The 22,387-nt window shown below is 72.4% G+C and carries 18 protein-coding genes, 1 tRNA gene and 1 pseudogene; 8 read left to right on the forward strand and 12 right to left on the reverse strand.

Annotation, left to right across the window (positions count from 1 at the left end; genetic code table 11):
* Window positions 1-25 precede the first annotated feature (25 nt).
* From DEI99_RS11505 to DEI99_RS11535, 7 genes and pseudogenes are all read left to right on the forward strand, one after another.
* Window positions 26-883: an exodeoxyribonuclease III gene (locus tag DEI99_RS11505; protein WP_111040755.1), complete on the forward strand. Its 858-nt coding sequence runs from the start codon at window positions 26-28 to the stop codon at window positions 881-883.
* Between the two features lie 40 nt (window positions 884-923).
* Complete coding sequence (trpS, locus tag DEI99_RS11510; RefSeq protein ID WP_111040754.1) at window positions 924-1,934, forward strand: tryptophan--tRNA ligase; 1,011 nt, start codon at window positions 924-926, stop codon at window positions 1,932-1,934.
* A 2-nt stretch (window positions 1,935-1,936) separates the two neighbouring features.
* Window positions 1,937-2,494, forward strand: coding sequence for a GNAT family N-acetyltransferase (locus DEI99_RS11515; RefSeq protein WP_181434337.1), 558 nt, complete (start codon window positions 1,937-1,939; stop codon window positions 2,492-2,494).
* A gap of 75 nt (window positions 2,495-2,569) precedes the next feature.
* Entirely contained in the window at window positions 2,570-3,604 is a 1,035-nt protein-coding gene (gene ribD, locus DEI99_RS11520) for a bifunctional diaminohydroxyphosphoribosylaminopyrimidine deaminase/5-amino-6-(5-phosphoribosylamino)uracil reductase RibD (protein ID WP_258369212.1), read from the forward strand.
* 29 nt (window positions 3,605-3,633) lie between these two features.
* A pseudogene (gene ribA, locus DEI99_RS11525) lies at window positions 3,634-4,257 on the forward strand (GTP cyclohydrolase II); the annotation flags it as partial.
* Window positions 4,258-4,440: 183 nt separating this feature from the next.
* Entirely contained in the window at window positions 4,441-5,811 is a 1,371-nt protein-coding gene (locus tag DEI99_RS11530) for an MFS transporter (protein WP_111040750.1), read from the forward strand.
* A gap of 113 nt (window positions 5,812-5,924) precedes the next feature.
* On the forward strand, window positions 5,925-7,769 hold the full coding sequence (locus DEI99_RS11535) for an ABC transporter ATP-binding protein (protein ID WP_111040749.1): 1,845 nt from the start codon (window positions 5,925-5,927) through the stop codon (window positions 7,767-7,769).
* Window positions 7,770-7,850: 81 nt separating this feature from the next.
* Here DEI99_RS11535 and DEI99_RS11540 read toward each other — a convergent pair whose 3' ends face one another.
* From DEI99_RS11540 to DEI99_RS11555, 4 genes are all read right to left on the reverse strand, one after another.
* On the reverse strand, window positions 7,851-9,377 hold the full coding sequence (locus DEI99_RS11540) for an NAD-dependent succinate-semialdehyde dehydrogenase (RefSeq protein WP_111040748.1): 1,527 nt from the start codon (window positions 9,375-9,377) through the stop codon (window positions 7,851-7,853).
* Window positions 9,374-9,994: an isochorismatase family protein gene (locus DEI99_RS11545; RefSeq protein WP_111040747.1), complete on the reverse strand. Its 621-nt coding sequence runs from the start codon at window positions 9,992-9,994 to the stop codon at window positions 9,374-9,376. The genes DEI99_RS11540 and DEI99_RS11545 overlap by 4 nt, the downstream gene beginning before the upstream one ends.
* Before the next feature lie 23 nt (window positions 9,995-10,017).
* Complete coding sequence (gene dacB, locus DEI99_RS11550) at window positions 10,018-11,526, reverse strand: D-alanyl-D-alanine carboxypeptidase/D-alanyl-D-alanine endopeptidase (protein WP_111040746.1); 1,509 nt, start codon at window positions 11,524-11,526, stop codon at window positions 10,018-10,020.
* Between the two features lie 72 nt (window positions 11,527-11,598).
* Entirely contained in the window at window positions 11,599-12,594 is a 996-nt protein-coding gene (locus tag DEI99_RS11555; protein ID WP_111040745.1) for a Gfo/Idh/MocA family protein, read from the reverse strand.
* Between the two features lie 155 nt (window positions 12,595-12,749).
* Between DEI99_RS11555 and DEI99_RS11560 the strand changes: the two genes are divergently transcribed.
* Window positions 12,750-14,420, forward strand: coding sequence for an HAD family acid phosphatase (locus tag DEI99_RS11560; RefSeq protein WP_111040744.1), 1,671 nt, complete (start codon window positions 12,750-12,752; stop codon window positions 14,418-14,420).
* Between the two features lie 186 nt (window positions 14,421-14,606).
* On the opposite strand, the gene DEI99_RS11565 is transcribed toward DEI99_RS11560, so the two are convergent.
* The 8 genes from DEI99_RS11565 to DEI99_RS11600 all read right to left on the reverse strand — a co-directional run bounded on the left by DEI99_RS11565 (window position 14,607) and on the right by DEI99_RS11600 (window position 22,374).
* Entirely contained in the window at window positions 14,607-15,047 is a 441-nt protein-coding gene (locus tag DEI99_RS11565) for a BLUF domain-containing protein (protein ID WP_146247053.1), read from the reverse strand.
* A gap of 338 nt (window positions 15,048-15,385) precedes the next feature.
* Window positions 15,386-16,231 (reverse strand): SGNH/GDSL hydrolase family protein, encoded by an 846-nt coding sequence (locus tag DEI99_RS11570; RefSeq protein WP_111040742.1) that lies wholly within the window; start codon window positions 16,229-16,231, stop codon window positions 15,386-15,388.
* A gap of 160 nt (window positions 16,232-16,391) precedes the next feature.
* Window positions 16,392-16,467, reverse strand: a tRNA-Thr gene (locus tag DEI99_RS11575).
* 44 nt (window positions 16,468-16,511) lie between these two features.
* The gene (locus DEI99_RS11580; RefSeq protein WP_111040741.1) at window positions 16,512-17,147 is read right to left on the reverse strand and encodes a TetR family transcriptional regulator; all 636 of its coding nucleotides are present in this window, start codon (window positions 17,145-17,147) and stop codon (window positions 16,512-16,514) included.
* Window positions 17,148-17,350: 203 nt separating this feature from the next.
* Window positions 17,351-18,493, reverse strand: a complete 1,143-nt coding sequence (locus DEI99_RS11585; protein WP_111040740.1) for a DNA polymerase III subunit delta' — start codon at window positions 18,491-18,493, stop codon at window positions 17,351-17,353.
* Window positions 18,494-18,518: 25 nt separating this feature from the next.
* On the reverse strand, window positions 18,519-19,154 hold the full coding sequence (gene tmk / locus DEI99_RS11590) for a dTMP kinase (RefSeq protein ID WP_111040739.1): 636 nt from the start codon (window positions 19,152-19,154) through the stop codon (window positions 18,519-18,521).
* Window positions 19,151-21,958: a type I DNA topoisomerase gene (gene topA / locus DEI99_RS11595; protein WP_111040738.1), complete on the reverse strand. Its 2,808-nt coding sequence runs from the start codon at window positions 21,956-21,958 to the stop codon at window positions 19,151-19,153. The genes tmk and topA overlap by 4 nt, the downstream gene beginning before the upstream one ends.
* Window positions 21,934-22,374 carry a hypothetical protein gene (locus DEI99_RS11600; protein ID WP_111040737.1) on the reverse strand — a complete coding sequence of 147 codons (441 nt, stop codon included), beginning with the start codon at window positions 22,372-22,374 and terminating at the stop codon, window positions 21,934-21,936. The genes topA and DEI99_RS11600 overlap by 25 nt, the downstream gene beginning before the upstream one ends.
* Between the last annotated feature and the right edge of the window lie 13 nt (window positions 22,375-22,387).

Genomic DNA, 22,387 nt, shown 5'->3' on the forward strand with positions numbered 1-22,387 from the left:
CGCAGCCGCCGATAGGGTGTTGTGCATGACCCGCCTGCGCCTCGCATCCGTCAACGTGAACGGCGTCCGCGCCGCCTTCCGCAAGGGCATGGGCGACTGGCTCGCGACACGTGACGTCGACGTGCTGGCCTTGCAAGAGGTCCGCGCCTCGAGCGACGACCTCGCCGCGCTGCTCGGCGACGAGTGGGACATCGTGCACGACCCCGCGACCGCGAAGGGCCGTGCCGGGGTGGCGATCGCCTCGCGGCACGGTGCCGGTCACGAGCGTGCGCACGTGCACCGCGTCGCGCTCGGCCCGGACGACTTCGACTCGGCGGGCCGCTGGCTCGAGGCCGACTACGAGATCGGCGGCACCACGGTGACCGTCGTGTCGACGTACGTGCACTCCGGCGAGGCCGACACCCCCAAGCAGGACGAGAAGTGGAAGTTCCTCGACGCGATGACGGAGCGCCTCCCCGCGCTCCGCGAGCACAACCCGCTCGCCGTCGTCGTCGGCGACCTGAACGTCGGGCACGACCAGCGGGACATCAAGAACTGGAAGGGCAACGTCAAGCGCGCGGGCTTCCTGCCCCGTGAGCGTGCGTACTTCTCGCGCTTCTTCGGCGAGCAGGGCGCCGAGGTCGAGGGGGCCGACGGTTCCACCGGCCCCGGTCTCGGGTGGGTCGACGTCGGCCGCGCCCAGGCCGGCGACGTCGACGGGCCGTACACGTGGTGGTCCTGGCGCGGCCAGGCCTTCGACAACGACACCGGCTGGCGCATCGACTACCAGGTGGCCACGCCCGACCTCGCCGCGAAGGTGACGGAGTACACGGTCGACCGCGCTGCGGCGTACGACCAGCGATGGTCCGACCACGCCCCCGTGGTCGTCGACTACGAACTCTGACCCCCGCTCCTCGCTCCACCTCACGCACAGGACCACCACCATGACCACCACCCGCATCTTCTCCGGCATCCAGCCGTCCGCCGGCTCGCTGCACCTCGGCAACTACGTCGGGGCGCTCATGCAGTGGCGGACGCTGCTCGACGACCACGACGCCATCTACTGCGTCGTCGACATGCACGCCATCACCTCCCCGCAGGACCCGGCGGAGCTCCGGGCGAACACCCGTGCGACGGCCGCGCAGTACATCGCCTCGGGCATCGACCCGACGAAGGCGACCCTGTTCGTGCAGTCGCACGTGCCCGCGCACGCCGAACTCGCCTGGGTGCTCAACACCCTGACCGGCTTCGGCGAGGCGAGCCGGATGACCCAGTTCAAGGACAAGTCCGCGCGGCAGGGCGCCGAGGCCGCCTCGGTCGGGCTCTTCACCTACCCGATCCTGATGGCCGCCGACATCCTGCTGTACGACACGAAGGTCGTGCCGGTCGGCGACGACCAGCGGCAGCACGTCGAGCTCACGCGCGACCTCGCCGGGCGCTTCAACTCGCGGTTCGGCGACACGTTCGTGGTGCCCGAGGCCCGGATCCTCACCGAGACCGCGCGGATCTACGACCTGCAGGACCCGACGAGCAAGATGAGCAAGTCCGCGGCGTCGGACAACGGTCTCATCCGGCTGCTCGACGACCCGAAGCGCACCGCGAAGAAGATCCGCTCCGCGGTGACCGACACCGAGCGCGAGATCCGGGCCGACCGTCAGGCGAAGCCGGGGATCACGAACCTGCTGTCGATCCTGTCGGCGTTCACGGGGTCCTCGATCGCCTCGCTCGAGGCGTCGTTCGCCGGCAAGGGCTACGGTGACCTGAAGGGCGAGGTCGCCGACGCCGTCGTGGCCGAGCTCGAGCCGGTCCGTGCCCGCACCCTCGAGCTGCTCGACGACCCGGCAGAGCTCGACCGGCTGCTCGCCGTCGGCGCCGACCGCGCCGAGGCCATCGCGCAGGAGACCCTGGCACGGGTGTACGACCGCATCGGGTTCGTCCCCCGCACCCGCGGCTGACCGTGCAGCCCGTCACGCTCGAGTCCGCGCGGGTCCGGCTCGACGTCCCGACCCGCGCGGACACGGCGGCGATCACCGCGGCGTGCCAGGACCCGGACGTCGTCCGGTGGACGACGATCCCGACGCCGTACCGCGACCAGGACGCCCGCACCTTCGTCGACGCGCTCGTCGGCCCGGGGTGGGCGTCGGACCGCGAGTACACCTGGGCGATCCGCCGCCCGGGGTCGACCTGGCTCGACGGGATCATCTCGTACCGCACCGCCGGCCGCGACCTCGGCTTCTGGCTCGCGCCGTCCGCCCGGGGCGCCGGGCTCATGCACCACGCGGTCGAACTCGTCGTCGGCTGGGCCTTCGACCGTGGCGCCCACGACGTCTACTGGGAGTGCTACGCGGGCAACACCGCGTCGGCGTCGGTCGCGCGCCGCGCGGGCTTCTCGTACACGGGCACCGGCGACGCCCGCGTGCCCGGTCGCGACGGCGGGCCGACACCCGCCTGGACGGGCCTGCGTCGCGCCGACGGCACCGCCGCGTCGGCCCAGGCGTGGCCGACGACCGCCTGAGGTGACACGTCACCGACCGGTCGCCGGTAGGCTCGGCGCGTGAACGACTCGGTACGCCCCGACGAGGTCCGCGCGATGCGCCGCGGGCTCGAACTCGCCGCCCTCGGGCCGGCCGTCGGCGACCACGCCCGCGTCGGCGCGGTGATCCTCGCCCCCGACGGCCAGGTCCTCGCCGAGGGCTGGCACAAGGGCGCCGGCACCCCGCACGCCGAGGTCGACGCCATGGCGAAGGTCGACCCGGCACTGCTCCGTGGCGCGACCGCCGTCGTCACCCTCGAGCCCTGCAACCACGTCGGCCGCACCGGCCCATGCGCGGTGGCGCTGCTCGACGCCGGCATCGGCCGGGTCGTGTACGCCGTCGACGACCCGGGCGACCAGGCGCACGGCGGCGCCGACCGGCTGCGAGCAGGCGGTGTCGACGTCGTCTCCGGCGTCCTGGCCGACGAGGCCGAGGCGTTCCTGGAACGCTGGCTCACCTCCGTCCGGCTCGACCGCCCCTGGGTGACGGTCAAGTGGGCGTCGAGCCTCGACGGCCGGGCCGCCGCGTCCGACGGCACGAGCCGCTGGATCACCGGCGCCGCCGCACGGCAGCACGTCCACGAGCAGCGGGCGGCGCACGACGCGATCCTGGTCGGCACGGGCACGGTGCTCGCCGACGACCCGAGCCTGACCGCACGCGGCGACGCCGGCGAACTGCTCGCCGACCAACCGCTCGCCGTCGTGCTCGGCGACCGGCCGGTGCCGGACGACGCCGCCGTCCGCCGGCACCCGCGCGGCCTGGTGACCCTGCCCGGCCACGACCTCGCCACCGCGCTCCGTGCCCTGCGCGGGCACGGCGTGCACTCGGTCTTCGTCGAGGGCGGACCGACCGTGGCGTCGGCGCTCGTCGCCGCGGGCCTCGTCGACGAGTACCTGGTCTACCTGGCCCCCGTGCTGCTCGGCGGCCCGCGCACGGCACTCGACGACCTCGGGGTGGGAAGCATGCCGGACCGTCGACGGTTGGACGTACTATCGACCACCAGCCTGGGCCCCGATCTGCTGGTCCGAGCCCGACCGCACCACGCTGCACCCGGGCACGACGGGCCCACGAACGACCGGAGCACCACATGACCGACGCACTCACCTCCCCCACCCCCGGGAGCCCGGTCCAGTTCGAGGTCGCGACGAACGTGCCGACCACCCACGGCACCTTCGAGATGCGCGCCTACCGGGACCTCGTCACCGGTGCCGAGCACGTCGCCGTCATCGGCAGGGCCCCCGACGGCAGCGCACCCGCCGACGGCGCCCTGGTCCGCGTGCACTCCGAGTGCCTGACCGGCGAGGCGTTCGGGTCGCTCAAGTGCGAGTGCGGGCCGCAGCTCGACGCCGCGCTCGACACGATCGCCGCCGAGGGCGGGGTCGTCGTGTACCTGCGCGGTCACGAGGGCCGCGGCATCGGGCTCGTCAACAAGCTCAAGGCGTACCGCCTGCAAGAGGACGGCCTCGACACCCTCGACGCCAACCTCGCGCTCGGCCTGCCCGCCGACTCCCGCGACTACGGCGGCGCCGCCGGCATCCTCGCCGACCTCGGCATCACGAGCGTCCGGCTCCTGTCGAACAACCCCGAGAAGCGCCGCCAGCTCGAGGAGCACGGCGTGACCGTCGAGTCGCTCGTCCCGCTCGTGGTGGGGATCTCGGCGCAGAACGCCGGGTACCTCGACACCAAGCGCGACCGGATGGGCCACCAGCTGCCCGCCCACCTCGAAGCGGGTGCCGCCAGCTGACTCCGGGCTGATTCGCAGGTTGCCGACGTCTGTCGTATGATCGACGCCTCCGTCACGAGCGGTCCCCCCTCCCCGAACGCACCCGACCGGTGTCCGCGCCACCCCGCGCGAGCCGGTCGGCGTCCGCCGTCCGGGGCACCGCCGCGCTCCCCGTGAGCGTCACCTTCGGAGTCCCCTCACCCCATGTCCGCCGCACCGGCACCCTCCACCGCCCCCTCGAAGCCCGCGGGCAACCCGCGCTCCCGCGTCGTCGTCGCCAGCCTCGTCGGCACCACCATCGAGTTCTACGACTTCTACGTCTACGCGACCGCCGCGGTCCTCGTCTTCCCGACCCTGTTCTTCCCGAACGAGGACCCGACGGCGTCGCAGCTGTCGTCCTTCGTCACCTTCGCGCTCGCGTTCTTCGCACGGCCGGTCGGCTCGGTCCTGTTCGGCCACTTCGGCGACCGGATCGGCCGCAAGACCACCCTCGTCGCCTCCCTGCTCGTGATGGGCACCGCGACGTTCCTCATCGGCTGCCTGCCGACGTTCGACACGATCGGTGTCTGGGCCCCCGCCCTGCTCGGCGTGATGCGCTTCGCCCAGGGCGTCGGCCTCGGCGGCGAGTGGTCCGGAGCCGCGCTGCTCGCGACCGAGAACGCTCCAGAGGGCCGGCGCGGCGTCTTCGGCTCGATGCCGCAGCTCGGGGCCCCGATCGGGTTCCTGCTCGCCAACGGCCTGTTCATCGCCATCAACGCCGCGATGCCCGCCGCTGCCGACGGCACCCCGAACGCCGACTTCCAGGCGTGGGGCTGGCGCATCCCGTTCCTGCTCTCCGCGGTGATGGTCGTCATCGGCCTGTACGTGCGGTTCCGGCTCGTCGAGTCCCCCGCCTTCCGCGGCGTCCAGGAGTCCGGCACGGTGGCGAAGGTCCCGCTCGGCCGGGTGTTCCGCACCTCGTGGAAGGCCGTCATCGTCGGCACCTTCGGCATGGTCGCGACGTACGTGCTCTTCTACTTCCTGACGACCTTCACGCTGCAGTACGGCACCACCGGCACCGAGAACAGCCCGCTCGTGCCGAAGGTCGGACTCGGCTACTCCCGTGGGGAGTTCCTGACCCTGCTCATGATCGGCGTCGTGTTCTTCGGCGTCTTCACCCCGGTGGCCGGCTGGCTCGCCGACCGGTTCGGCCGACGCCGCACGCTCATCCCCACGACCGTCGGCATCGCCCTGTTCGGCCTGACGTTCCAGCTCTGGTTCGCCGCGTCCACCGGTCCGATCACGGTGGTGACGTTCCTGGTCGTCGGGCTGTCGCTCATGGGGCTGACGTTCGGACCGATGGGCGCCCTGCTGCCGGAGCTCTTCCCGACGAACGTCCGCTACACCGGGTCGGCGATCGCGTACAACGTCGCGTCGATCCTCGGGGCCTCGCTCGCGCCGACCATCGCGCTGGCGCTGTGGCGGCCGGACGGCAACATCTTCCTGGTCGGGCTCTACCTGACCCTCGCGGCCGTCGTGACCCTCGTCGCGCTGCTGTTCGTCCGCGAGACCAAGAGCACCGACCTCGACGCCTGAGGGGCGAGGCGGGCAGGGCGGAGGGGCGGCGTCGGCGCCGGGTGAGAGGATGTGGGTGCGTCACGGTACGGTGACGCCCAGATCACCAGCAGCACGGCAGGAACCAGGACACGATGAGCTTCCCCTTCGCCCGTCCGAAGCCGAAGGACGGCCCGCGAGCCACCTTCGGCCGACTCTTGTCCTACCTGTTCGAGAACAAGCCGGCGATGGTGGTCATCATCGTGCTGAGCGTGCTCGGCGCCGGAGCGTCGCTCGCGCAGCCGCTCCTGGTCAACCAGGTCGTGACCGCCGTGCAGCAGGGCAACACGCTCAGCACGCTCGTCTGGCTGCTCATCGGGCTCGTCATCGTGTCCGGGCTGCTCAACGGCGTGCAGCACTTCCTGCTGCAGCGCGCCGGCGAGGGCGTCGTGCTCTCCACCCGTCGCAAGCTCATCGGCCGGATCCTCAACCTGCCGATCTCGGAGTTCGACACCCGCCGCACCGGTGACCTCGTCTCACGCGTCGGCAGCGACACCACCCTGCTCCGCGCGGTGCTGACCCAGGGCCTCATCGAGTCCATCGGCGGCGCACTCACCTTCATCGGCGCGATCATCGCGATGGCGATCATCGACCCGCTCCTGCTCGTCATCGTGATCGTCATCGTCATCGTCGCGATCGTCGTCGTCGGCGGCCTCAGCCGGCGCATCCGCGTCGCCTCGCGCCGCGCGCAGGAGAAGGTCGGCGACCTCACCGCCGCCGTCGAGCGCGGCATCGGCGCGGTGCGCACGATCCGCGCCGCCGGTGCCACCGAGCGCGAGGTCAGCGAGGTCGACGGCCACGCGACCGAGGCCTACGTCCGCGGCCTCGCGATCGCGAAGATGTCGGCCCTGGTCGTCCCCGTCGCGAGCATCGTCATGCAGGTCGCGTTCATCGTCGTCCTCGGCGTCGGCGGCGCGCAGGTCGCGGCCGGCACCATCACGATCGCCACCCTCATCACGTTCATCCTGCTGCTGTTCATGATGATCATGCCCCTCGGCCAGGCGATGGGCGCCGTCGTCGCCGTCGCGCAGGCGCTCGGTGCGCTCGGCCGGATCGAGGAGATCCTGGCGCTGCCGAACGAGTCCGACGGCGACGCCGCCGTCCGGCCGGCACCCGCCGTCGCCACCGACGACGCGATCACCTTCGAGCACGTCACCTTCCGCTACGCAGCCGCGGCCGACGCGTCCGGACCGGACGGCGCGGCCGGCGAGGACCGGACAGGAGGCCCGGAGCGCCCCGCCGTCGAGCGCCCGGCCGACGACGTGGTGCTGCACGACGTCTCCTTCCGCGTGCCGCGCGGATCACGGGTCGCGCTCGTGGGCCCGTCCGGCGCGGGCAAGTCGACGACCCTGTCGCTCATCGAGCGCTTCTACGACCCAACCGAGGGGGTCATCCGCCTCGGCGGCATCGACGTCCGCGGCATGGACCGCGACGAGCTCCGCGCCCAGATCGGTTACGTCGAGCAGGACGCCCCGGTGCTCGCCGGCACCCTGCGCGCCAACCTGCTCCTCGGGTCGCCGAAGGCCTCCGAGGCCGACTGCGTCCGCGTGCTCGAGGCCGTCAACCTCGGCGAGGTCCTGCACCGAGACCCCGCCGGCCTCGACGCCCAGGTGGGCGAGGACGGCGTGATGCTCTCCGGTGGCGAGCGCCAGCGGCTCGCGATCGCCCGTGCACTGCTCGCCGCTCCCCCGATCCTGCTGCTCGACGAGTCGACGTCGTCGCTCGACGGCGTGAACGAGCAGAAGATGCGGCTCGCGATCGACGCCGTGGCCGAGGACCGCACACTCCTCGTGATCGCCCACCGCCTGTCGACCGTCGTCGACTCGGACGTCATCGTCGTGCTCGAGCACGGCCGGGTCGTCGGCTCGGGCACGCACTCCGAGCTCGTCGAGTCGACGCCGCTGTACCGCGACCTGGCGAAGCACCAGCTCCTGGTGTGACGGACTGAACCGGCACCCGACCCGCCGCTCGGAGCGTGCGGGCCGGGTGCCGGCTCCTGGTCGTCGCGGTGTCGCTGCGCGCTAGGCGGCGAACGGGTCGGGCGTCAGCACGTACACGGACTCGAGGTACTCCTCGATGCCCTCGTGCGAACCCTCGCGCCCGAGCCCGGAGGACTTCACCCCGCCGAACGGGAACGCGGCGTTCGAGACGACACCGGTGTTCAGGCCGATCATGCCCGTCTCGAGTCGCTCGGCCAGGCGCTGCCCCCGGCGCAGGTCCGCGGTGAAGGCGTAGGCGACGAGCCCGAACTCCGTGTCGTTGGCCAGGCGGATGCCCTCGTCCTCGGTCGCGAAGCGCGTGATCGAGACCACCGGTCCGAAGATCTCCGTGGTGAGGATGTCCGATCCCGGCCGGACCTGGTCGAGCACCGTGGGCTCGTAGAACGTGCCCGGACGGTCGACGCGGTTCCCACCGACGACGAGCTCCGCGCCGCGCGCGACCGCGTCGTCGACGAGTCCGGCGGTCTTGTCGACGGCGCGGTCGTCGATGAGCGGGCCCATCGTCGTGCCGTCCTCGGTGCCGCGCCCGATGCGCAGCGCGCGCACCTTCTCGGTCAGGGCGGCCACGAACGCGTCGGCGATCCCCTCCTGCACGAAGAAGCGGTTCGCCGCCGTGCAGGCCTCGCCGACGTTGCGGAACTTCGCGAGCATCGCGGCGTCCACGGCGGCGTCGAGGTCCGCGTCGTCGAACACGATGAGCGGGGCGTTGCCGCCGAGCTCCATGCTCGTCTTGAGGACGTTGTCCGCGGCCTGCTTGAGCAGGGCCGAGCCGACCGGCGTCGAGCCGGTGAAGGTGAGCTTCCGGAGGCGGCGGTCCGCGATGATCGGCTCGGACAGGCCCTTGGCGTCGCTGGCCGGGACGACGTTGAGCACGCCGTCCGGCAGACCGGCCCGGCGGAAGAGCTCGACGAGGAACAGCGTGGTCAGCGGGGTGAGGTCCGCCGGCTTCACGACGACGGTGCACCCGGCGGCCAGGGCGGGCCCGATCTTGCGGGTCGCCATGGCGAGCGGGAAGTTCCACGGGGTGATGGCGTAGACGGGACCGACGGGTCGCTTCAGCACGATGCCGCGGCCGGTGCCCTCGGGGTTCGTGCGGTAGTCGCCGCCGATGCGGACGGCTTCCTCGGAGAACCAGCGGAGGAACTCGCCGCCGTAGGTCACCTCGCCGCGGGACTCGGCGAGGGGCTTGCCCATCTCGAGGCTCATGAGGGCGGCGAGGTCGTCCTCGTGCTCGCGGACCAGGTCGAACGCCCGCCGCATGATGTCCGAGCGCTCGCGCGGCGCCGTCGACGCCCAGGCGTCCTGCGCGGCGACCGCCGCGTCGAGTGCGGCGATGCCGTCCTCGGGGGTCGCGTCGGCGACCTCGGCGAGGACCGCGCCGGTGGAGGGGTCGCGCACGGCGAAGGTCCCGCCGCCGGACGCGGCACGCCAGGTGCCGCCGATGAACAGGCCGGTCGGGACGCCCTGGACGGCGACGTGCTCGTCCGCGACGGTGGTGGTGCTGTCGGTGGTGCTGGTGCTGGTGCTGGTGCTGGTGGTGCTCGTCACAGTTGTGCTCCTCCGGGGTTGGCGAGGCCTTCGTCCATGTCGCTGCGGTCGACGTGGCCGCCCGCAACGCGGATCTCCTCGAGCGCGCGGGTGCTGCGGTCGGCATCCACCCCCGCGACGAGGTCGTCGTAGACGGCGACGTCCATGTCGGCCGCTCGGGCGTCGAGCGCCGATGCCCGCACGCAGTGGTCGGTGGTCAGGCCGACGATGTCGATCGAGCGCACGCGGTGCTCGCGCAGCAGGTCGGGCAGGGCGACGCCGTCGGCGGTGTGCGCCTGGAACGCCGAGTAGTCCGGCTTGCCCTGGCCCTTGAAGACGTCGATGTCGATCGTCGTGGTGTCGAGGTCAGGGTGGTACGCCGCACCGGCGGTGTCGGCGACGCAGTGCACCGGCCACGTGTGCACGAAGTCGGGTCCGGACGGTCCGGCGAAGTGCCCGCCGTTGTCGTCGTCACCGTGGTGCCAGTCGCGCGAGCCGACGATGAGGTCGTACTCGTCGGCGTGCCGGCCGAGGAACGCGGAGATGCGCTTCGCGAGTGCCGCTCCCCCGCTCACCGCGAGGGCTCCCCCCTCGGTGAAGTCGTTCTGGACGTCGACGACGAGGAGTGCTCTTGCCATGGACCCATCCAACACCCGGTGCCCTACGACGCGGTGAGCTTGCTCCCGCACGAGTAGGTGGCCGCGGTGACCGCGTCGAGCGCCGGCAACGCGGCGGCGCGCGACGATCCGATGGCGTAGAAGGCGAAGGTGAGCCGGGACCCGTCCGCCGCGTCGATGTACCCACCGAGCGTGTTGGCGCTGTCGATCCACCCGGTCTTCGCGTGCACCTTGCCGCGCGCCACGGCGTTCGCCCCGGTGAACCGGCTGGCGAGGGTTCCCGACACCCCGGCGACCGGCAGCGTGTTCGCGAGCGTGCCGAGGCCCTTCGCGCCCGCGGCGACCTGGACCATGAGGTGGGCGACGAACTCCGGCGACACCGCGTTCGCGGCGCTCTCGCCCGAGCCGTCCTTGATGACGATGCCGGCCGGGTCGACGCCGTACGAGCGGAGCGCCGACTGGTAGACGCCGGTGAGCGAGGCCGCCGACCCGTTCGCGCCGGACTCCTTCGACGACACCCGCGCGAGCATCTCGGCCAGGGTGTTGTCGGAGTTCGGGATCATCTGCCCGATGAGCGTGGACACCGGCTGCGACGACACCGACGCGATGGTGTCCGAGCTCGTGGTCGCCCGCTTGACGATCTGCGCCGATGCCGCCCCCGCGACCCCGGCGTTCGCGAGCGCGGTGCGGAAGGCGGCTCCGGCTCGGCCGACCGGGTCCTCGGAACGGGGCGACGTCGCCGCTGCGGGGTTCGCGCGGTCGCCGTCGACCATGAGCGCCGTGACCTCCGGCTGGTAGCCGATGGTGCGCTCGGACACCGGCCAGGTCGGGTCCCAGGCGTCCGCGTCGCTCCAGTACGAGTCGTCGGTCACGATCGTGGTCACCGGGGTGGAGCCGACCTTCGCCTTGACCTGCTGGGCGAGCTGTGCGAGCGTCGGTGCGCCCGGGTAGACGGTGCCGGCCCCCGCGGACAGCGTTGCGTCGCCGTGTCCGACGAGGGCGATCGTGCCCGCCGACTCGCGGGTCACGGTGGTGGGGATGCGGTGGTCGCCCCCGAGCACGGCCAGGGCCGTCGCGCTGGTGAGGGTCTTCATGACGCTGCCGGTCTGCGCCGGTCGCTCGCCGTGCTTCGAGAACAGGACCTCGCCGGTCTTCGCGTCCATGACGTAGCCCTCGAAGTCGCCGAGCCCGGGTGCCGACGCCGCCGTGGCGATCGAGCAGGTGCGCAGCGGGGCCGGGGTCGCGGGACTGTCCGGGACGGCACGGGCGGTCGGTGTCGCGGTCGGGCTCGGCGTCCCCGGCGGCCGCGTGGTCGCGGTCCGGCTCGGGGCGGACGACGGGCTCGACGTCGGGGCGGGCCCGGCGGTCGTCCGGGCCGGCTGGGTCATCGCGGAGGCGACCGCGACGGCCCCGCCGGAGCCGACCACCAGCACGGCGGCGAGCCCACAGGCGATCCACGGGACCGGTCGCCTGGCCGCGGAGGCACGCGCCCTCGCGACGGCGGCGCGGAGGCGCTCCGGGACGGACGACGGGGTGGGCTGCGGCTCGGACATCGCGACGATCCTACGGAAGTGCGGCAGGAGCCTCCAGGCCGAGCGCCCGATCCGTGTGCGGGGTGAGCCGGCTCACGCGGCGTCGGGTGGGCCGTCGGCCGCGTAGCGGACGCCCACCTGGCGGCGCGCCTCGTCCATGAGGGCCATGATCGCGACGGTCTCGTCGGGGTCCATCGGGCCGCCGTCGTGGACGCCCGAGGTGACCATCGCCTCGAAGGCACGCGCCTCGTGCGCGTAGCCGGTGAGCTCCTCGCGTCCGTCGAACTCCTCGACCACCTCGCCGTCGGCGTCGCGGATCCGCCACGTCGTCGGGGTGTACCAGGTCGCGTCGATGTCGATGCGCCCGGACTCGCCGATCACCGACGCGGTGTTCGGGCTCCGCAGGTCCATGCCGAAGTGCAGCATCGACTGCGCGCCGCCCTCGTGGGTGAGCACCAGGCCCATCTGCGTGTCGACGCCCTGGTCGCTCAGCGTGCCGGCCGCGGCGACGGCCGTCGGGACCCCGAGCACGTCGACCGCGAACGAGACCGGGTAGATCCCGAGGTCGAGCAGGGCACCACCGCCGAGCGCCGGGTCCCGCAGCCGGTGACCGGGGTCGGTGGGGAGCGCCTGGTGGTGCGTCGCCTCGACGAGCACCGGCCGGCCGATGCGCCCCTCGGCGAGGGCCTGCCGGATCATCGCCGCCTGCGGCAGGAACCGGGTCCACATCGCCTCCGTCACCGCGACCCCGGCGGTGCGGGCGGCGTCGACCACCGCTCGTGCCTCGGCCGCGGTGATCGTGAAGGCCTTCTCCACCAGGACGTGCTTGCCGGCCGCGATCGCGAGCAGGGCGTCCTCGGCGTGCCGCGCGTGCGGCGTCGCGACGTACACGGCGTCGACGGCGTCGTCGCCGACGAGGTCCGCGTAGGAACCGTGCGCGCGTGGGATCCCGAACTCGGCAGCGAAGGCGTCGGCCGCCTGCTGTGTCCTGCTGCCGACCGCGACGAACTCGACCCCCGCGGCGACGCAGTCGCCCACGAAGGACCGTGCGATGCCGCCCGTACCGATGACTCCCCAGCGAACCGTCATGCACTCTGTCTACCAGGGTGCCCGGGGCGGAGCCGGACGGACCGGGTGTCCGATCCGGGCAGACGGTCTGGACGACGGGTCCGGGGAGCACTACCGTTCTGCTCGACCCCCGGACGGGGGCCGTCTCCCCCGAGTCGAAGGTCTGCAGGTCGCCGATGCGCCGATCCGTCCTCTCCGCCGTCGCCACCGGCGCCGCGATCGCCCTCACCGCCACGCTGTTCGGTGCCGCCCCGGCCGACGCCCACGGGTGGGGGTCGCACGGCCGCCCGCCCGGCCAGGCCGCCGATGCCCGGCTGACCCCGCGGACGCACTTCACGATGGCGGCCGACGGGTCCTCCGGCGCGACCCAGGGCGGCGAGGGCATCCCGAACATCGACGTCGTCAAGAAGACCATCGCGACGTACTACGGCGACCCCGGCACCGGTCTCGCCGACCGCGACGACTCCCCCTACGTCCGAGAGGTGCGCTCGATCGTCGCCCGGCAGAGCGCCCAGCTGCGACGCATCCACGACGCCGCCGTCCGGCGCGGCGAGAAGCCGGCGATCGTGCTCGACGCGGACGACACCACGCTCTGGACCTACGACATGGAGGTCGCGGACATGCACTTCGTCTTCGACCCCGCCCGGCAGGACGAGTGGGTGCAGGACGAACGCTTCCCGGCCGTCCCGTCGATGGTCGGGTTCGTGAACCGCGCGCAGGCACTCGGGTTCACGGTGTTCGGACTCACCGGACGGAACGACGACCAGAAGGCCGCGACCGTCCAGAACCTGACGAAGGTCGGGTACACCGCGTTCACGCAGGACCGCTTCTTCACCAAGTGGACCGGCGTCGGCGCGTCCCAGCAGCCGTCGTACGTCACGTGCGCCACGGCGAAGTGCACCACCGTCGAGTACAAGGCGCTGACCCGCAAGCACATCGAGCAGGACCTCGGGTACGACATCGCCCTGAACATCGGCGACCAGTGGAGCGACCTGCAGGGCGGGTACGCCGACCGTTCCCTGAAGCTGCCGAACCCGACCTACTCCCTGCCCTCCGCCGACCTGCCCGGTGTCTCCGAGCCGCGCCTGTCCCCGCGCACGCACTTCACCACGGCAGCCGACGGGTCCTCCGGAGCGACCCAGGGCGGCGAGGGCATCCCGAACATCGACGTCGTCAAGAAGACCATCGCGACCTACTACGGCGACCCCGGCACCGGCGTCGCCGACCGCAGCGACTCGCCCTACATCCGCGAACTGCGCGCGATCGTGCGCAGGCAGGCGCCCGTCATCGCAGCGCAGTGCGCCGTCGGCCGCGGGCTCCACCGCAACCCGGCGATCGTCCTCGACGCCGACGACACCACCCTCTGGACCTACGACATGGAGGTCGCGGACATGCACTTCGTCTTCGACCCCGCCCGCCAGGACGAGTGGGTGCAGGACGAACGCTTCCCGGCGACCCCGTCGATGACCTCGCTCGTGTCGGTCGCGGAGCGCTCCGGCTGCACCGTCATCGGGCTGACCGGCCGGAACGACGACCAGCAGGCCGCCACGATCGAGAACCTGCACCGCGTCGGCTACCCGCAGTTCTCGGCGACGCAGCACGGCACGCAGACGTACTACACGAAGTGGACCGGCGTCGGTGCCTCGCAGCAGCCGTCGTACGTCACCTGCGCGGCGGCGAAGTGCACCACCGTCGAGTACAAGTCGCAGACCCGTGCGCACATCGAGTCACGGTCGGGCGGCGGCTACGACGTCGTCGCGAACCTCGGCGACCAGTACAGCGACCTGCTCGGCGGCTCGGCGGACCGCACCGTGAAGCTGCCCAACCCGACGTACTACCTGCCCTGACGGCCGGCGTCGCTCTCGGCGCCGGCGCCAGTGCCGGTGCCGATGGCGCTGCCCGTGCCAGTGCCAGTGCCGGTGCCGGTGCCGATGGCGCTGCCGGTGCCGGTGCCGGTGCCGGTGCCGATGGCGCTGCCGGTGCCGATGGCGCTGCCGGTGCCGGTGCCGCTGCCGGTGTCGGCGCCGCTGCCGTCAGCGGCGGTGCTTGCCCTTGGCGGCGTCCGGCGCGGCCAGCGGGTGCGTGCGGAACCACCGGAGCAGCTCGCGCGATCGACTCGTGTCCCCGCTCCGGTCCCCCTCGGCCAGGAACGCGTCGAACCCGTCCGGCAGGTCCCCGTCGCCGTCGCGGTGGAACGCCATCGTCCACTCGCCGAACCGGGGCGTGTGGATGCGCTCCTCGACGAGCAGACCGACGTCGGTGTGGCGGGGGTCGTCGATGATGCGCTGGTAGGTCTCGAGCACGGCGGCTTCCGGTCCCTCGACCAGCTGCATGAACCGCCCGTCCTTGAACACGAGCATGCCGGACAGCCCGGCGGCGGCGTTCCGCGTGCGGGCGTGCTCGAGGAGCGCCTCGAGCTGCGGCTGCTCGAACGGCTCGGCCGCGGCGCTCATGTAGACCAGTGACAGAAGCAAGACGACCTCCAGTGCTGCGAGCCTCGGAGCACCATGCTGCCGCGCACCGCGCACTCCGGGTCAGCCCCAGAACGGGGACCGGCGACGCATCGATCCGGATCGGTCCGCCTGGCCCGGCGGGCGACCCGCCCGGACCCGACCCGAACGGGTCCGGACGGGGCCTTCCCTGATCCCGTTACACCAGGTGTTCGGAGACCGGGGTGGTCCGGATTGGTCGGAGCGGTCGCAGTGTGCCCGCGCTGACGTTCGGGTCGACGACGCGGGCACACCCGTAACGGGTCAGAACGACCGGACTGATTCGGAGCACTGCCCGTCGCGGATTGGGGTCGCCCGTCGGACTACGACGACGCGCCGTTCGCGGCGATGTGGATGGCCGCCTGCATCCGCTGCGCGGCGCGCTTCGAGACCGCGACGGTCGGGTGCACACCGTCGAGCGTCTTGCTCTGGTTCCAGCCGCCGTCCAGACGGCGGACCGAGGCCCACGGGTCGGCGAACAACCACCCGTGGTCCGCTGCCAGTCCCTGCAGGTCACGGTTCAGCACCGCGCCCGAGGCACGCCGGTTCAACTGCTTCTTCTTGCCGTACTTCGTGATGTTCGACGGAGCGATCGCGGCGATGACGACGTGCCGCGCGCCGACCTTCTGGACGATCTGCACGATGCGCGACTGGATCTGCTTGCTCGTGTAGGTGTAGCGCAGGTCGTTCGTCCCGGCCATCACGACCAGCACGTCGGCATCCCGCGGCGCCGCCGCCTTGAGGATCGCGGTGGTGGTACCGCCGCCGATCGTCACACCGCCGGTCATGCTGATGGCGGGGTCGCGCAGCTGCAGCGCCCACGAGTCCTTCATCTGCGTGAGCGAGTCGCCGGCGACGGTCACGGTGATCGGACCGGGGGCAGGCGTCGGAGTCGGGATCGCTGTCGCGGTGGGCACCGTGCGCGGCGCGGCGCCGGTCGGGGTGCCGCCGGTCGGCGCAGCCGGCGCTGTCGTCGCGGAGGCGGCGGGCGCGGTCGGCGCAGCGGGCACCGGCGCCCCCGCAGCCGTCGCGGCTGCGGGTGTCGCCGTCACCGTGGCGGTCGGCGCTCCCGCGGCTTCGGCAGACTGCGGGGCCGTCGCGATCAGTGCCCCTCCGAGGGCGACTGCTGCCGATGCAGCGACGAGGGAGACGAAGCGGGAGTACTGCACGTGGAGCTCTTTCCGTTGGACGACCGTCCGACCCTACCGAAGACGTGACGGTTGCTCGGACCCCCGAACGAGGGGCGGCACGTGTCGGGCAGGAGACGCTCGACCGGGAACACCGAAGGGCCCTGATCTGCGGCTGGACGCTGATCGGGGCCCTTCGTGGTGGAGCCGCCTGTCGGAATCGAACCGACGACCTATTCATTACGAGTGAATCGCTCTACCGACTGAGCTAAGGCGGCGGACGCTCCGTCTCCGGAGCGGCACGGTCAATGACTATACAGGCTCAGACGAGCGAACGCGAAACGAGCACGCCGAGCTCCGCGAACGAGCGCTGCAGCTCGTCGACGAGGTCCGTGCCCGTCTCGGAAGCCGACCACTCCCACCACGCGTGCCGCAGCGCGGCCAGCGCGACGGACGACACCAGGCCGGCCCGCCGCCGCAACGCGTCCGCGTCGGCGGCGAACCCCGGGTCGTCGCGTTCCAACCGTCGCACGACCGCGGCCTGGATCGCTCCCTGGAACTCGCGCATCGACTCCATGCGTCGGCTGAACAGCTCGGGGTTGGCCCGCAGCACCTGCTGCCGCTCGGCGACGAGCCCCCGCTCCTCGACGAGCTCGCGTGCCGAGTGCACGAGCAGCGCCCCGAGGTCGGCCAGCACGTCGCCGACCGGTCCGCCGTCGACGAACGTCCGCAGCGACTCGTCATCCGGCAGCCGCGGGTCGTCGCCGAGGATCGCCTGCTCCTTGCTCGGGAAGTAGTTGAAGAACGTCCGCGAGGACACGTCCGCACGCCGCGAGATCCCCTCTACGGTGACGGCGCCGAGCCCGTCCTCGAGCGCGATGCGGAGCGCGGCCTGCTGGATCGCACGGCGGGTGGCGCGGCGCTTGCGCTCGCGCAGGCCGGGTTCGGCATCGGGCATGCCGGAATTGTCGCATGCGGTGCTCGCCGGTCACCGTCGGGTCGGCCGGGAGGCCCGTCCGGCGTCCGCCACGCACCGCGCGGTCCGGCGGGTGTCGCCGCGCATCGTGCGGTCCGGTGGGTAGCACCACGCACCGTGCGGTGCGATCCGGCGGGTGGCCGCGTTCGGCCCCGCCGGCGTGCCCCCGGCTCCGGCCCAGTCGGTCAGCGCGACGCGCGGACGATGGTGACGAGCAGCGCCTCGAGCGCCAGCAGCGCCGCCACGTTCGCCGCGATCCGCTGCCGGGCGAGGGCGATCGCGTCGAGCACCTCGAGCGCCGCCGCCAGCGAGACGGTCTGCAGGGCCTGGTCGAGCTGCTCGCGCATCGCCAGGTTCACGGGTTCCGCCGGTGCGCCGAGCCCGAGCAGCAGCAGGTCGCGGTAGAGCGACGACACGTCGACCAGGATGCGGTCGAGCCCGTCGCGCAGGCTCCTGGTGGCGCGGCGCTTCTGGTCCTCTTCCAGCGCGCGCAGCTGCGAGCGCAACGCCGGCGGGACGGTTCCGCCGGGTTCGACCCCGAGGGAGCGGAGCGCGGCGTCGCGTTCCTCGGCGTCCCGCTGTTCCGTGATGGCCTTGGCGTCCTCGTCCGCGACGGCGAGCAGGTCGGCCGCCGCCATCACGGCGTCCCCGACGCTGCGGACCCCGAGCACCGTCGTGAGCGTCCGGCGACGACGGTCGCGGGCGTCCGGACTCGTGGCGAGGCGCTGCGCCATGCCGATGTGGCTCTGCGCCTGGCGCGCGGCGTCCATCGCGAGCACGCGGTCGACACCGGTGCGGGCGACGAGCAGGTCCGCCACTGACTCGATGCCGGGCACCCGGAGCCGCACCGAGCGCACACGCGACCGGATCGTCGGCAGCAGGTCGGCCTCGCTCGGGGCGCAGAGGATCCACACGGTGCGCTCCGGGGGCTCCTCGAGCGCCTTGAGCAGCAGGTTCGAGGTGCGCTCGGTCATGCGGTCGGCGTCCTCGACGATGACGACGCGGTACCGCCCGACCGAGGGCGAGTAGTGCGACGAGGTGACGAGCTGCCGGATCTCGTCGATGGTGATGATGACGCGCTGGGTGGTGAGCACCGAGACGTCGGGGTGGGTCTTCGCGACGATCTGCCGCAACGTGTGGTCGTCGTCGGGGCCGTTGCCGACCAGCGCCGCCGCGAAGGCGGTCGCGACGTTCGAGCGGCCGGACCCGGGCGGACCCGTGATGAGCCACGAGTGGGTCATGCCGCCGGTGCCGTCGGTCGACTCGGCCGCGTTGCGGAGCGACGCGACCGCTTCTTCCTGGCCGGTCAGGCCGTCCCAGACGCTCACGACACCATCCTGTCAGCGACCACCGTCATGCGCCGTCGATGCCGACGAGCGGCGCCACGGCCGCACGGATGACGTCCTGCACGTGGTCGGCGGGTGCCGCGGCGTCGACGACCAGGAAGCGGTCCGGCTCGACCTCGGCCATGTCGAGGAACGCCCGGCGCACGGTCTCGTGGAACGCCTCGGCCTCGGACTCGAGCCGATCGAAGGTGTCCCCGCGGGCCGCGGCCACCCGTGCCCGGCCGACGGTGACGTCGAGGTCGAGCAGCACCGTCAGGTCGGGGCGCAGGCCCTCGGACGCCCAGTCGGACACCGAGCGGATGCGCTCCGCTCCGAGGCCGCGCGCGACGCCCTGGTAGGCCACGGACGAGTCCGTGTAGCGGTCCTGCAGCACGACCTCGTCGCGGGCCATGGCCGGACGGACGACGGTCTGCACGTGGTGCGCGCGGTCGGCCGCGTAGAGCAAGGCCTCGGCGCGGGGCGAGACGTGGCCGCGTTCGTGCAGCACGATCTCGCGGATCCGCTCGCCGAGGGCGGTCCCGCCGGGCTCGCGGGTCCGCACCACGGTGCGGCCGTGCTCGCCGAGCCAGGCCGTGAGCATCTCGGCCTGGGTCGTCTTGCCCGCGCCGTCGCCGCCCTCGAGCGTGATGAAGCGACCGGTCACTTCTTCTTGGCCGGAGCCCGCTTGGCCGGCGTCTTCTTCTTGACCGGTCCCTTGGCGCGCTTGTCGGCGATGAGCTGCACCGCGCGGGCGTGGTCGACCGCCTCGACGTCCTCGCCGCGCGGTATCGTCGCGTTCGTCTCGCCGTCCGTGACGTAGGGGCCGAAGCGACCGTCCTTCATCTTGATCGGCTTGCCCGACACGGGGTCGGCGTCGAACTCCTTGAGCGCGGCGCTCGCGGTGCGGTTGCCGCCGTACTTCGGCTGCGCGAAGAGCTCGAGCGCCCCGGGCAGGTCGATGTCGAAGATCGCGTCCTCGCCCGGCAGCGTGCGGGTGTCGGTCCCCTTCTTCAGGTAGGGGCCGTAGCGCCCGTTCTGCGCCGTGATGTCGTTGCCGGACTCCGGGTCCTGCCCGACGACGCGCGGCAGGTCGAGGAGCTTCAGCGCGGTCTCGAGGTCGACGGTCTGCGGGTCCATCGACTTGAACAGCGAGGCCGTGCGCTCCTTCGGGGCGGCGGGCTTCTTCGTCGTCTTCTTCGCGGGCGCCTTCTTGGCCGGTGCCTTCTTCGCGGCGGCCGTGCCGTCGCCAGCGGTGTTCTCGGGCACCGCCTCGGCGGCCGGGGTGGACTCGACGATCTCGCCGGTGGCCGGGTCCGCGGTGGGCTCCGGCTCCGGCGTGCGCTCGGTGACGTAGGGGCCGAAGCGGCCGTCCTTCGCCAGCACCTCTTTCCCGGTCTCCGGGTTGATCCCGACGACGCGGTCGCCGAGGACCGGGGCGTCGACGAGTTCTTTCGCCTTCTCGGCGGTCAGCTCGTCGGGGGCCAGGTCCTCGGGGACGTTGACGCGGCGCGGCTTCTCCGGGTCGTCGCTCGGGACCTCGATGTAGGGCCCGTAGCGGCCGATGCGCAGGGTCAGCCCCGGTGCGAGCTCGACGGAGTTGATCTCGCGCGCGTCGATCTCGCCGAGGTTGTCGATGACCGTGCGGAGCCCGCGCTGGTCCTCGGCACCGCCGCCGAAGTAGAAGCCCTTGAGCCAGTCGACCCGGTCGGCGTCGCCGCGGGCGATCCGGTCGAGGTCCTCTTCCATCTCGGCGGTGAAGTCGTACTCGACGAGTTCGCCGAAGTACTCCTCGAGCAGGCGCACCACGCTGAACGCGATCCAGTTCGGCACGAGCTGGGTCCCGCGCAGGGAGACGTACCCGCGGTCGATGATCGTCGGGCTGATCGTCGGGTAGGTCGACGGACGCCCGATCCCGAGCTCTTCGAGCGTCTTGATCAGGCTCGCCTCGGTGAAGCGCGGCGGCGGCGTCGTGTCGTGCCCCTTCGCCTCGACGTCGTGGACCTCGAGGTGCTCGCCCTGCTTGACGTCCGGCAGGGCGACGTCCTGCCCGGCGCGGTCGGAGGACTCGTGGCGGTCCTCGTCGCGGCCTTCCTCGTACGCGCTGAGGAAGCCGCGGAAGGTGATGACCGTGCCGGACGCGGTGAACTCGGCGTCGGTGCCGTCCGCGGTGACCGCGAGGCCCTCGACCGACTCCCCCGACGCGATGCCGAGGACGATCGACGCCGTCGAGCCCTTGGCGTCCGCCATCTGCGACGCGATCGTGCGCTTCCAGATGAGGTCGTAGAGCCGCCACTCGACACCCGTCAGCGTGCCCTCGAGCTGCTGCGGCGTGCGGAAGGAGTCGCCGGCGGGGCGGATCGCCTCGTGGGCTTCCTGCGCGTTCTTGCTCTTGCTGGCGTACAGCCGCGGCTTGTCCGGGACGGTCGCCGAGCCGTACAGGTCGGCGGCCTGCTTGCGGGCAGCGTTGATCGCCTGCTGGGAGAGCGAGACCGAGTCGGTACGGATGTAGGTGATGTACCCGTTCTCGTACAGCGTCTGCGCGGCACGGGCGGTCTGCCGCGGCGACAGGCGGAGCTTGCGCGCGGCCTCCTGCTGCAGCGTCGACGTGGTGAACGGCGCCGCGGGGCGACGGGTGTACGGCTTCGACTCGACGCTGCGCACGGTGGCGTCACCGGCGCGCTCGAGCACGGTGGTCAGCGAAGCGGCGGCGGCCTGGTCGAGCCGGACGACGTCACCGCTCAGCGTGCCGCGGTCGTCGAAGTCGCGGCCGGAGGCGACGCGGGTCCCCTGGATCCGGGCGAGGCGTGCGGAGAACGCGGACTCGCCGGTCCGCTCGAAGCGGGCGGACAGGTCCCAGTAGTTCGCGGAGACGAACGCCAGGCGCTCGCGCTCGCGGTCGACGACGAGTCGGGTGGCCGCGGACTGGACGCGACCGGCGGACAGGCCGGGGCCGACCTTGCGCCACAGGACCGGCGAGACCTCGTAGCCGTACAGGCGGTCGAGGATGCGGCGGGTCTCCTGGGCGTCGACGAGGGCGGTGTCGAGCTCACGGGTGGCCTCCTGCGCGCGCTGGATCGCCTCCTTCGTGATCTCGTGGAAGACCATCCGCTTGACGGGGACCTTCGGCTTGAGGACCTGGAGCAGGTGCCACGCGATGGCTTCGCCCTCGCGGTCTTCATCTGTTGCGAGGTAGAGCTCGTCGGCGTCCTTCAGGGCACGCTTGAGTTCGGAGACGGTCTTCTTCTTGGCGTCGGACACGACGTAGTACGGCTCGAAGCCGTTGTCGACGTCCACCGAGAACTTGCCGAGGGAGCCCTTCTTCAGCTCGGCCGGCAGGTTCTTCGGCTCGACGAGGTCACGGATGTGTCCGACCGAGGCCTGGACGTCGTATCCGTCACCGAGGTATTGCGCGATCGTCTTCGCCTTCGCGGGGCTCTCGACGATCACGAGCTTCTTCGTGCCTGGCACGTGTCTCCTTGATCGATGGTGCTGGTCGGCCCCGGCCACGATCGTGTCCGGGTCGCCCGGGACATCGGTGACCGGTGGCCGACAGGCACACCATACACACAGTGTCCGGGCTGCTCGTCCGCCGGACCGGCGACCGCGTCCGCGTCGACGGCGAACGGTCCGGACCCCACGAGGACGCGGACCCGGACGGTCGCGGAACGGGTCTCGCAGCCGGTGAGGACGGAGTCGACCGCCGCGGTGACCCGGGCCGCGACGGCGCACGGCGCGCCGGGCACGAGTCCGACGGCCGCGGCGGCGGCCGAGGTGGCAGCGGCGTCGGCGACCCCCTGGGCGTGGACGACCTGGCCACGCAGCCCGGCCGCGGCGAGCGCCGCCGAGGCGACCGACACGCCGAGCGCCAGCACGACGGCCAGCACGACGGTCGCCGAG

This window comes from Curtobacterium sp. MCLR17_036 (assembly GCF_003234445.2).
In the GTDB taxonomy this organism is placed as follows: Bacteria; Actinomycetota; Actinomycetes; order Actinomycetales; family Microbacteriaceae; genus Curtobacterium.